Below are 12,354 nucleotides of genomic sequence, written 5' to 3' on the forward strand. Positions count from 1 at the left end.
TCTTCGGTTGGCTGCCTTGTTCCGGACGCAAGGCGCTGTTATGTGGCTAAAAAAGGCTGGAATTTCCGTCGAGGCGAGACTTCTGTTGTCCACCCCCATGCACAAACTGACCATGGCGCTGCCGCTCCTCGCTCTTCTTGCGGCCTGCAGCGGCGGCAGCCAGAATGCCCTCGAAGACCGGGTCATCAATGTCGAATCGGATGCGATTCCGACTTCGGCTACGCCAGCGGCGGACATGTCGGGCGTGCTCAAGCAGACCAGTCCCAGCTATGTGACCATTACGATCGCCGAGGCCCGCCGCAAGGGCAGGCCGGGCGAAGGCGATGCCGCCCAGGCGGTGACCTCCGGCAGCGGTTTCATCGTCGACGATGCCGGTCACGTCATGACCGCGGGGCATGTCGCCGTGAAGCAAGGCTACAGCGTCACCGCGCGCGCTTCCGACGGCCGGCTCTATGCCGGCAAGGTCATCGCCATCCGGCCGACCAATGACATGGCGCTGATCGCCGTCAGGGGCCTCAATGGCAAGCCGGTCGTACCCGCCGCCAGCCCCTGCATGCCGCGGGGCGCGCAAGTCTTCTCGCTCGGCAAGCCGCATGCGCAAGGCGACACGGCACGCTTCGGCCAGGTCGAGTCGATGAGCTTCGGCCGCGCCGTCAGCTATAATGGCTTCGGCTATCCCGATGCCATGGTGCTCAGGATGAACACCAAGAAAGGCGAATCCGGCGGGCCCGTCTTCAACAGCTCGGGCCAGCTCACGGGGATGGTGGTCAGCACGCTGTCCGACGGCAATGGCCGGCCGCTCAATCTGGCGCATGCGGTACCGAGCTCGAATCTTGCCGGTTTCCTGTGCTCGCAAACCCAGTGCTCGGCCCGCTGGCAGTCGCTTGCCGGCCAGTCGACGCAAACCTGCCGCTCGTCGAGCTGACCGATTTACACATAATATCAATCGTGTAGCCGGTTTCCTGAAACCAGGAAAAGAGCGTTTGGCTTCACGGAAACAGGATCGTGGTGCCCGTGGTGGCCCGGCTTTCGAGATCGCGATGCGCCTTGCCGGCATCGGCCAGCGCATAGCGCTGATTGACCGGAATCTTGACCTTGCCGCTCTTCACGACCTCGATCAGATCCTTTGCCGATTCCGCCAGTTCCTTGTCATCGGCCGTATAGGTCATGACCGTGGGACGCGTCACATAAAGAGAGCCCCTCGATGCCAGGAGGCCCAGATCGAAGGACTTCACCGGTCCCGAAGCATTCCCGAAGATGACCAGAAGGCCCCGGGGCTTGAGGCAATCGAGCGATGTCATGAAGGTCGACTGGCCGACACCGTCATAGACGACGGGAACGCCTGCCCCGCCGGTGATCTCCTTGACCCGCGCCACCACATCCTCGCTGCGATAGTTGATCACATGCGCGCAGCCATGCGCCTTGGCGACGGCGATCTTTTCGTCAGAGCCCACGGTGCCGATCACCTTGACTCCCAGCGCCTTCGCCCATTGCGTGAAGATGACGCCCACGCCGCCGGCGGCGGCATGGAAGAGAATGGTCTCGCCACGCTTGACCTTGTAGACCGCGCGCAGAAGCATGCGCACCGTGAGCCCTTTGAGCATCATGCCGGCGGCCATCTCGTCGCTGATGGACTTCGGCAGCTTGACCGCACGGCCGGCCGGAATGTTGCGCCGCTCGGCATAAGCGCCGCGCGGTCCCACGCCATAAGCGACGCGATCCCCGGGCTTGAAGCCCTTCACGCCCTCGCCCACCGCTTCGACGACGCCGGCTGCCTCCATGCCGATGCCTGCCGGCAAGGGCAAGGGATAGAGGCCCGAACGGTGATAGGTGTCGATATAATTGAGGCCCATGGCGGTCTGGCGCAGCTGGATCTCGCCCTTGGCCGGGCGCGGTACATCGACATCGACGAGGCGCATGACCTCCGGCCCGCCGGTTTCAGTGATCTGTATGGCTTTCGTCATCGTTGCACCATTCCTTTTCCAAATCGACTTTTGGCGAGCACATCCCTATAAGTCCCAACCTTCCTTCCAAGGCAAACAAAAAAATGACGGCTCTGGCCAGCAAGATAATTCAAGGCATCGAAGCTCCGCCCATCGCCGAGGCGATGAGCTGGATCAGCACAAGCCCGAGCAATCGCGCGCTCATCAATCTGTGCCAGGCGGTCCCGAGCTATCCGCCCGCCGAGGCGCTCGCCGAGGAAGTGGGGCGCCTCGCAAGGCTTCCCGCGACCAGCCTCTACTCCGATATATTGGGCATTCCAGCCTTGCGGCAGGCACTCGCGGAGAACCTCGCCGCCGACTACCAGGCTGACATCGCTGATCGCAATATCGCCATAACTGCCGGCTGCAACCAGGCCTTTGCCGCGACGATGATGGCGCTGGCGGAAGCGGGCGACAATGTCATCCTGCCGGTGCCCTATTATTTCAACCACCATATGTGGCTCGAGATGCTGGGCATCAGGCCGCGCTATCTGCCGGCGATCAGGGGCGAGAGCACGACGCCCGCCGCCGCCGATGCGGCAGGCCTCATCGATGAGCGCACGCGCGCCATCGTGCTGTGCAGCCCCAACAATCCGACGGGCGCCATCTATCCGGCCGAGACGATCCGGGAATTCTACAACCTCGCCAAGAGCCGCGGCATCGCGCTCGTCATCGACGAGACCTACAAGGATTTCCGCACCGATCCCAAGCCCCCGCACGACCTGTTCCGGGATCCGCGCTGGGGCGACTGCCTCATCCAGCTCTATAGCTTCTCCAAGGTCTTCGCGCTCACCGGCTATCGCGTGGGTTCGGTGACCGCGAGCCCGGAATTCCTCGGCGAGCTCGAGAAGATCCTCGATTGCGTCGCCATCTGCGCGCCCACTATCTCGCAGGGCGCGGCCTTGTTCGGCCTGACATCGCTCGCCCAATGGAAGGACGAGAAGCTCAAGCTGGCGCGCGAGAAAGCCTCGGCCCTCAGGCAGGCTTTCGAACACCCAGAGCTCGACTACCGCCTGCTCTCCGCTGGCGCCTTCTTCGCCTATATCCGTCATCCCTTCGCCGAGGATGCCAAGACTGTCGCCAAGCGCCTGGCGCAGCAGCATGACCTCCTCGCCCTCCCCGGCAGCATGTTCGGTCCCGGTCAGGAGCAGTATCTGCGCCTCGCTTTCGCCAATGCCGAAGCCAGGCTGATGCCCGACGTCGTGGCGCGGCTGATCGAAAGCCAGAACGGCAGACACACATGAAAATCGGCTTCAACCTTCTGCTGTGGACCGGCCATGTGACAGCAGAGCACCGTGGGCTGCTCCGCGACATCAAGAAGGCCGGCTATGACGGCGTCGAGATTCCGATCTTCGAAGGCGATCCGGACCATTATGCGAGGCTCGGCGCCATGCTGGACGAGATCGGCCTCGCGCGCAGCGTCGTCACCATCATGCCGTCGCTCGACAAGAACCCGCTCGCCAGCGACGGCGCCACGAGAAGGGCGGCGCTCGATCACGCCAGATGGTTCATCGATTGCAGCGCGGCGCTGGGTGCCCCCGTCATCGGCGGTCCCATTCACTCCGTTCACGGACATTTCACCGGCGCCGGCCCGACCGCCGCCGAGCGCAAGCGCGGCATCGCCTTCCACCGCAAGGCCGGCGATTATGCGGCGCGCAAGAATATCCGCCTGGCGCTCGAAGCGCTCAACCGCTTCGAATGCTACTTCCTCACGACCATGCAGCAGCTTGCTGACTATCTGGACGAGGTCGATCATCCCGCCGTCCAAGGCATGTACGACACCTTCCACGCCAATATCGAGGAGAGCGATCCGATCAAGGCGATCAGGACGATCCGCCAGCACATGATCCATGTTCATATTTCGGAAAACGACCGCGGCACTCCCGGCAAGGGCCATGTCGACTGGCCCGCGACCTACAAGGCGCTCAAGGCAAGCAAGTATGACGGCTGGCTCACCATCGAAGCTTTCGGTCGCTCGCTGCCGGCGCTTGCCGCCGCCACACGGGTGTGGCGCGATTTCTTCCCCAGCTCCGAAGGCGTCTATCGCGAAGGCATCAAGGCTATCCGGAGAGGGTTGGCTAAGGCTTCCTAGTGTTTCGTTGCTGACAAAGGATTCACAGACGGACGCAAAGCTGCGCCGGGGATTCTTTACGTGGGGGCGCGTCCCTCGCTTCCAATACCCTTTCAGACCTTTCAGACCCTTTCAATCCTTTGCCTCAGGCTCTTCGCTCTTGCCGCGCAGATCCATTATGACGGACCGCTCGAATTCGGGCGAGCGCTTGCGCGCAAGGGCATGGTGCGCGCTTGCCGAAAGTGACGGGAAGCCGAGCTTCGGCAGCATCGGGCGAGGCAGCCCTGGGCACAGCGCCAGCAGCCGCCCGGCCTTCCGGCAACAGGCGCTAAGCTCATGCAAGCTGCCGCCGATATATTCGCCAATCATCACAATGGTTCTGACGATGATCGCCAAGAACGCGGCGATCTTCGCCGCCCATGACGCGATGGCGCGGTCGAGCGCCGCGCTTTGGCAAGGCGTGCTGGTCATCCGACGGTTCCATTTTGGAGAGCGAGCTACAAGAGCAACGTGCCCGGCAGCGGCTGTGGACGGATCAAGTACTCCGGGCACACGAGCTCAATTCTGAAATTTTCCAAATCACGGCTTGGCCCACGATGTCAAGAGACCAAAAGCCCTCAAAGGTCACCCGCACGAAAAAACACACCAATTGCTTTCAGTTCGCCGGCCGGGGCGTCAGCGCTCCCGCATCGCTTCGTCCCTGGTCCGCAAGACCGGCGTGAGCAGATATTGCAGCACGCTTTTACGGCCCGTCATGATGTCGACATTGGCCACCATGCCGGGAATGGCGCGCATCGTCTCGCCCATCTTGGTGATGGAATTCTCGTCGGTTTTCACGATCACCCGGTAATATGGATTGTTCTCGGGATCCGTCACAGTGTCGGCGCTGATCCATTCGACCTTTCCACTCAAGGCGCCGTATTGCAAATAGTCGAACGCCGTCAGCTTCACGCGCGCGGGCTGGTCCTTTCTGATGAAACCGATATTGCGGGGACCTATTTTGACCTCCACCAGGAGATTGTCCTCGATCGGCACGATTTCAACGATATCGAAACCCGGCCGGACGACGGCGCCGAGTGAGGTCACGCTCAACCGGTTCACAATGCCCTTTGCCGGAGCCCTGAGCTCCGTCTGGCGCACGCGCTGCTCCGCCGCCATGACCGACTGTTCGAGAATGTTCAGTTCACCAATGGCCTTCGCCAAGTCCTCGCGCGCGGAGGCGACAAAGACGCTACGGTTGGAAGCGAGCTTCTCCTTGGCCTCTTCGATAGCGAACTCGGCACGGGGCTGTGTGGCATCGAGCACCGCAAGTTCACCCTGCATGTCGCCGACCTGCCTTTCCAGCCGGATCAGCTCGATCTCAGGAACGGCGCCGTTCTTGGCGAGCTTCCTGGTCATCGCGAGCTCGCGATTGATCAGCTCCAAGGCACCCGCAAGCTTGTCGCGCTGTGCACCCATTTCCAACCGCTCCTGCTCTTTCTGGAGCAATTGCCGGCGCAGGATCTCCACTTCGTTTCTGATTTTCTCCTGCCTTGCGGCGAAGGCCTGGCGCTCCGCCTGAACCGCGTTGGGCGCCGACTTGGTCAGCTCGGCGCTGAACTCGAGGGTGTCGCTGGCGCTGGCCTCGGCCCTGAGGCGCGTGGTCTGTGCTTCGAGATAGAGCCGGCGTTGATGCAATTCACCCAGGCGCGATGCCGCTTCCGTCTCGTCCAGCTTCAGCAGAAGCTGGTCTTTCTCCACGACATCGCCGTCCTTCACATAAAGCCCGCGAACGATCCCGCCATCCGGTGACTGAACGACCTGGAGCTTCGAGCTGGAGATCACCTTGCCGTCGCCGGTGGTCACCTCATCGAGGATCGCCCAGTTCGCCCACACAATGGCCATGGCCATCAGGACGGCCAGGATGACGATAAACGTCCACCCTGAATGCGACGTCGACTCCCTCAGCGCGGCCTTCACATCGTTGGCGAAAGCCAGATCGTCCAATCTCCTTTTCGTCATGGCATCACGACACCTCCCGCCTGTGATCGACGCGCCTGAGAGAGCGATCTGCTGATGACATCAGCTTTCGGGCCGTCGGCGACCAATCGGCCGTCATCGATGACCAGAATCCGATCCACCGCGTTCAAGATGGGCGTGCGATGCGAGCAGACGATGAGCGTCCGCTGCCCGCCCGACGCCCACTGGTTGAGCATCTGGACCAGCATGTTCTCGGCTGCCGAATCCATGGCGCTGGAGGGCTCATCGAGAAACAGGATCATCGGTTGGCGCAGGATCATGCGGGCGATGGCGACCGCCTGCCGCTGCCCCCCGGACAAACCCTTGCCACGCTCGCCTATTTCCATGGCAAGTCCGAGGGGATGGGACGCCACCAGCGTCTGCAGGCCGGCCATGCTCACTGCCCAATCGATCTCATCCTGCGACGCATTGGGTCTGCCGAGAACGATATTGTCCCGCACAGTGCCGGTGAACAGCTCGGGTTCCTGCGGTACATAGGCGACGCCGGCCCTGAGCTCCGCCGTGGCGTAGGAGCGCGTATCGGCCTCGGATACGAGCACAGCGCCTTGCGTCGGCGCATAGAGGCCGGCGAGCAATCTACCGATGGTGGTCTTGCCCGATCCCATCTTCCCCACGATCCCCACCTTCTGTCCGCTGGGAATCCGGAAGGTCACGTCATTGAGCGCCGGACTGGCCTGGCCCGGATAGCTGAAGGTGACATGGCGAAATTCGACAGCCCCGTCCTTGACGGAAGGACCGCCGCCCTGAACCCGCGATCCGTCACGCGGCAGCTTCATGAGCTCGGCTATGCCTTTCAGCGCATTGATGGCCTGCTGACCTCTCGCCAGGGTCATCGCGATATTGCCGAGCGGACTGAGGACGCGCGCCGCAAGCATATTCGCCGCGATCAGCGCGCCGATCGAAATTCGTCCCTCGAACACCAGGAACACGCCCCAGACGAGGATGATCACGCTGGTGAACTGCTGGACGGTCGAAGTGAAATAGAGGGCAAAGGAAGACCAGCGCCGGGAAGAGGAGTTGGCGCGCGCCGCTGCGGAAAGTGCCTCTTCCCATTTGCGTTGGACGACGCCTTCGGCGTTTGCCGCTTTGATGCTCTCGATCTGCATCAGGCTTTCCACCAGGACCGCATGCCGTCGCGACGATTGAGCCTGCGTAAGCCGCGTGGCGCGCGAAAGCGGAATCTGGATGAGCATGGTCACGGCAATGACGACGATGACCGCGGCCAGCGGTATCAGGGCGATCTGCCCGATCAGCAGCCAGAGAATCCACACCGAGATGCCGATGAACAGGAGATCGGTCACCGCGATGATGCTGGCCGACGTGAAGAATTCGCGCACCGCATCGAAGTCTCTGATCAAGCTCGCGACGGCGCCGGCGGAACCCGGGCGCGCGCTCAGCGTCATGGCCGTGGCGTGCTCGAATATCTCCGCCGAAAGACGCATGTCCATGCGCCGTCCGGCACCGTCGAGAAGCACGGCACGGAACTGACGCAAGGCCGAGTCCATCACGAGGGCCAGAACCACGCCGAGTGCCAATGCCCAGAGCGTGGGAAAGGCCATGTTGGGTATGACCCGGTCGAAGACATTCATCGTGAAGATCGGCACCGCCAGCCCGAGTAAGTTCACCATGAAGGCTATGATCAGTATTTGCGCCCACGACTCCCAGGCCTGCGTCACGGCGGAAGCGAACCAGTTCGCATTCGCGCTGACCGGCGCGAAATCCTTGCCTTCGGCAACGGCGACAAAGGCTGTTACTCCGCTATAGTGCCGGCGAAGGAATTTTTCCTCGACGAGTTGCGGGTCGCCGCCACCCGCCATGAGGATTTCGAAGGTGGTTCTGCCCGGTCGCGACGCCAGAACACAGGCCCCGCCCGCCTTGAGGAGCAGGATGACCGGCATGGTCACCGGAGGAATCCGGCTGAGACGGACCTTCCTCAGCTCGCATTTGAGTCCCTGCTGTGCGCTGGCCCGCGCGAGGAGATCCACGGTCAATGCCGGACCGCGAAGCGGCAAGCCGCTCAGAGCACCCTTCCGCGAAAAGGTGGTTCCCAGCAGCTTCGCTACAAATTCGAGGCACGCCAGGAGCGGATCGCTCCCCGCGTTCGAGGTCATCCTGTCGTCCATTCCGCGGCGGTTATCTGCCATCAAACTGCGTCGCTGCGCCCAGCGACAGACTTACTGACGCAAAGGTTCTATATCGATCGAAAATACCCCGCCCTGGCTTTGCTCGAGAAAGTTCGAGCGAGCTTCCACCGGCGGGCGTATACCCAAGGTCTTCAAGAGCCGGTTCATCGAGGCCAGCAACTGATAGGCGGCAAAACGATGCACGGCGTCCGCGCTGGTGAGCTGGAATTGGCTGGTGAACCTGGCATTCTCCGCATCGAGCAGATCCAGCAGGCTTCGCTTCGCCAGCTTGTACTCTTCCTGATAGGCGGCAACGACGCTCGCGGTTGCTGCCGCCTGATTGCGCGCCGCCGCGACCCGGCGTGCCCCTACCGTATAGGCGGCGAATGCGCGATCCACCGTCTCGGAGATCTCCCGCGCCTTTACTCGTCTATCTGCTTGTGCCTGGTTGACCTTTTCGCCCAGCGCACGCTTGCGGTAGGTCGTGCCGCCGCCTTGATACAGATTCCAGCTCATGGTGACTTGGCCAGTCAGGCTGCTCGAGGGACCGGGCGTCCCGGCAATATCGTCACCCGTGCTGGCAATGCCCTCCAGACTGATCGTTGGATAGTAACCCGCCTTGGCCTGCGCGAGGGCAAACTCCGCGGCCCGCGTCTCTGCGTCAAGGGCGAGGATCGCGGGATTGCTTTCGATCGCCGAGGCGACGGCCGCCGCCCGAGTCTTGGGAACGCCCCCCGGAAAGGCCACGGGGGTGAGATTGGTGGGTTCAGATCCGATCACTTGCCGGTAGCGGGCACGCGCCTCCTCCAAAGCCTGATCGATCTGGGCAATGGTGAAGTCTGCGGCGGCAATACGCTCACGCGCCTGTTCGAGATCGCTCTTGGGCGCGCTGCCACCCGTTGTCTTGTCGCGCACCAAAACGAGAATAGCGCCGAGACGCTGCCGGTTCTGGCGCGCGAGAATGCGAATGGCCGAGTGGCGTCGGACATCGAGGTATGCCTCGACGGCATCGAGACCCATTTTCTCGGCCTGGTCTGATACGCGCAGGCTGAAGGCATCGGCACGCGCGGCGCTGCGATAGACGTCGTTGATGCGGTCGCCGCCATCATAGAGGATCTGGCGAACAGTCAGCGCGATCTCCCGCTGCAACCGCCATTCACTGTTGACGTCAGGCGAAAATCCCTCCGGCTGGTCGACAATATTGGGACCGGCATTGCCCCTGAGATCGACTGTCGGCAGCAGCCGGCTTCGCGCCTGCAAGATCTCCCAGGCGGACGACCTCAGGGCCGCTCGGCTCGCCTCAACCGATGGATGGGTGGAGACCGCCGCTTTCACGGCGTCCCGCAAGCTGGTTGCCGATACGGCATGGGGCATGGCGAGAACCGCTATTACTATGAGTAATTTTTCCCAAAGCCGCACGAAGTCCCCATCCGGTCTGTCGCCACGCCGGCTACTAGACTTAGCATATTCCTTACGTTAAGGAAGAAGAACCTTGCTATCGGGAACTGCAAACCCGCATTTTTGCAACGGAAATTGCAGGACGGCCAGTTGACGAGGCATGGGCACTGACGGCCAAGGACGTAAAGTATGCTGAAGGCAGAATATTCGTCCTATGTGATGCCCACTGGATCGGTGTCGGCGGAGGGTGACGTCGTCACCATCCCGGATGCCCATCTGCTCTTCACCGCACAGTTCAGCCGCACCGCCCATGACCTGATTCTCACCGATTCGGACGGTTCCCGCTTCGTGGTCTCCGGCTATTTCGACCGGGCGGAGCCCCCTGCCCTTGCTTCGCCCGAGGGCGCCATGCTTCTCCCGGACGTCGTCAAGGCTCTCGCCGGGCCTCTCACCCCGGGCCAATATGCCCAAGCTGGCGGAAGCGACGGCGGAGCCGCCATTGGCAAGGTCACCACCTTGACCGGAACCGTGACCGCGCAGCATGCAGACGGCGCCGTCGTCGAGCTTCACGTCGGCGATCCGGTCTTCAAAGGCGATGTCCTGCAGAGCGGACCGCAGGCCTCGGTAGGCATCGTCTTCGTCGATCAGACGGTGTTCAGCCTGTCGGCCAATGCCCGAATGGTGCTGAACGAACTAGTCTATCAGCAAGGCGGCAGCGACAACTCGATGGCCTTCAGCCTGGTGGAGGGTACTTTTTCCTTCGTCGCCGGCCAGGTCGCCCCCACGGGCGAGATGAAGATCAACACTCCCGTGGCCAGCATGGGCATTCGCGGCACATGCGTGATAGCGAAGGCCTCCGCGAGCGAGGGGAAGACGTTTTTTGCCTTGTGTCAGGATCCGGGGACCAAGGATGTCGGTTCCTATGCAATCTTGAGTCTCATCGACGGATCCGTGCTGGCCACGGTCAACTCGATCGAAATCGCCTATTCGATGGCGAGCGCGACAAGCCCAATCGTCATTGTCCCCGCCTCCCAGATTGCTTCGATCACTGACGCCGCAATCCAGCAGCTCAACGAGGCGGTCGACCAGGCGATCAAGGACGGTGACGTTCCGAAGCCGCCCGAGAAGCAAGGGTCAAATACAAACAGCAGCAATTCCGGCAATCAGGTCGTAAGCACCGAGAACCCGAGTACCGGCGAAACCGCGGACCTTGGCGCGGGGACACCGGGACTGAGTGCCATCGTCAGCGCACTTGGCGCCGAGGTTGTAGCCGTCGTCGAGATCAGCGAGCCTGTTCCAGTCGCCGCCGCATCGCCGGCGGATGCCGCCGTCACGCCCCCCGCGCCTGTGACGCCCAATACACCGCCACCGCAGCAATCGGAGCCGGAACCGCCACCCACGCCCGAGCCCGTGGTCGGGACGGCCACCGAGGGCGGTTCGTCGAGCACGCTCGACGCCTTGGCGAATTCACCAGGGGGCGGAACGGTCACCGGCCTGCCGCCTGCCCTGCCGGACGGCGTCACCTACGACCCGGGCGCGCAAAGCTTCACGCTCGATCCGACAAATCCCGCCTATGACTCGCTTGCCGACGGAAGCTCCACAACCGTCACGGTGAACTATCAGATCGATACGGGGTCAGCGACGGTCCCAGCCTCGGTCCAATGGACCGTGACTGGAGAGAACGATGCGCCGGTCGCGGCCGATGACGGCTTATTGTCGACGAACGAGAACACGGCGCTCAACAATATCGACGTCCTCGGCAATGACGATGATATCGATGGCGACACGCTGACGATCTCGGGCACGCCGACGGCCTTGCATGGCACGGTGACGGTCAATCCGGATGGCACGCTCAACTATACCCCGAATGCCGGCCATACGGGTGCGGACACGATCACCTACGAGATAACCGACGGAACACTCACCGACGTCGGCGTCGTGACGATCGACGTCATTGCGGTGAATACCGGCCCGACCGCGGTCGATGACGGCCCGCTGGCGCTGAATGAGGACGCCGCGCTCAACAGTATCGATGTCCTCGGCAACGATACCGATCCCGAAAACGATACATTGGCGATCTCGGGCACGCCAACCGCCCTGCACGGCACGGTGACGGTCAATCTTGACGGAACGCTCAATTACATACCGGACGCCCATTACAGTGGCCCCGACACGATTACCTATGTGGTAAGCGACGGGACATCCAGCGATACCGGCCAGGTGGCGATCACCGTCAGCGCTGTGGCCGATGCGCCGAGCCTGACCACACCCAATGCCACAGGCAACGAGGACACGGCGATTGCGCTGAATTTCTCTTCGGCCCTCACCGACACCGACGGCTCGGAGACCCTGTCGATCAACGTCTCGGGCCTCGCCGGCGCCATCCTCAACCACGGCACGCTCAATGACGACGGCAGCTACACGCTGAGCGCCGCCGATCTGGTCGGCCTCACTCTCACGCCACCCCCCAATAGCGATGCCGATATCACGCTTACTGTGACGGCGACCGCGACCGAAGGATCGAATGGCGATACCGCCACCACCACGGACACTGTCCTGGTAACGGTTAATGCGATTGATCATGCGCCGACGCTGGCGGCGGTGACCTCGGGCTCGGTGACGGAAGTCGCTCAGTCGTCGGCGACGACGGATGCGGGTCTGACAGGCACGTTGTCGGGCAACGATGTCGATGGCGACACGCTGAGCTATGGCATCCAGGGTGTCACTCCGGTCGGGACCACGGCGACCCAGGTGGGCGACT

General features: G+C 62.5%; 9 protein-coding genes. 4 read left to right on the plus strand and 5 right to left on the minus strand.

Annotation, left to right across the window (positions count from 1 at the left end; translation table 11 throughout):
• The first annotated feature begins 97 nt into the window (after positions 1 to 97).
• A complete protein-coding gene (locus tag DS839_RS30560; RefSeq protein WP_162918909.1) occupies positions 98 to 925 on the plus strand; it encodes a trypsin-like peptidase domain-containing protein in 828 nt (275 codons plus the stop codon).
• Positions 926 to 989: 64 nt separating this feature from the next.
• On the opposite strand, the gene DS839_RS30565 is transcribed toward DS839_RS30560, so the two are convergent.
• Entirely contained in the window at positions 990 to 1,964 is a 975-nt protein-coding gene (locus tag DS839_RS30565; protein WP_119274319.1) for a quinone oxidoreductase family protein, read from the minus strand.
• Positions 1,965 to 2,047: 83 nt separating this feature from the next.
• Here DS839_RS30565 and DS839_RS30570 point away from each other — a divergent pair, with 83 nt between their 5' ends.
• Both DS839_RS30570 and DS839_RS30575 read left to right on the plus strand, forming a co-directional pair.
• Positions 2,048 to 3,226 carry an aminotransferase gene (locus tag DS839_RS30570; protein WP_119274320.1) on the plus strand — a complete coding sequence of 393 codons (1,179 nt, stop codon included), beginning with the start codon at positions 2,048 to 2,050 and terminating at the stop codon, positions 3,224 to 3,226.
• Positions 3,223 to 4,074, plus strand: coding sequence for a sugar phosphate isomerase/epimerase family protein (locus DS839_RS30575; protein ID WP_119274321.1), 852 nt, complete (start codon positions 3,223 to 3,225; stop codon positions 4,072 to 4,074). Before DS839_RS30570 ends, DS839_RS30575 begins: the two co-directional genes overlap by 4 nt.
• 111 nt (positions 4,075 to 4,185) lie before the next feature.
• On the opposite strand, the gene DS839_RS30580 is transcribed toward DS839_RS30575, so the two are convergent.
• From DS839_RS30580 to DS839_RS30595, 4 genes are all read right to left on the minus strand, one after another.
• Complete coding sequence (locus DS839_RS30580) at positions 4,186 to 4,524, minus strand: hypothetical protein (protein ID WP_119274322.1); 339 nt, start codon at positions 4,522 to 4,524, stop codon at positions 4,186 to 4,188.
• A 204-nt stretch (positions 4,525 to 4,728) separates the two neighbouring features.
• Entirely contained in the window at positions 4,729 to 6,054 is a 1,326-nt protein-coding gene (locus DS839_RS30585; protein WP_119274323.1) for an HlyD family type I secretion periplasmic adaptor subunit, read from the minus strand.
• The gene (locus DS839_RS30590) at positions 6,051 to 8,183 is read right to left on the minus strand and encodes a type I secretion system permease/ATPase (protein ID WP_162918910.1); all 2,133 of its coding nucleotides are present in this window, start codon (positions 8,181 to 8,183) and stop codon (positions 6,051 to 6,053) included. Before DS839_RS30590 ends, DS839_RS30585 begins: the two co-directional genes overlap by 4 nt.
• Positions 8,184 to 8,246: 63 nt before the next feature.
• Positions 8,247 to 9,569 (minus strand): TolC family outer membrane protein, encoded by a 1,323-nt coding sequence (locus DS839_RS30595; protein WP_119274325.1) that lies wholly within the window; start codon positions 9,567 to 9,569, stop codon positions 8,247 to 8,249.
• Positions 9,570 to 9,782: 213 nt separating this feature from the next.
• Between DS839_RS30595 and DS839_RS30600 the strand changes: the two genes are divergently transcribed.
• Positions 9,783 to 12,354 (plus strand): Ig-like domain-containing protein (locus tag DS839_RS30600; RefSeq protein WP_119274326.1); only part of this gene is annotated, 2,572 nt, incomplete at its 3' end.

The organism is Taklimakanibacter deserti, from assembly GCA_003574785.1.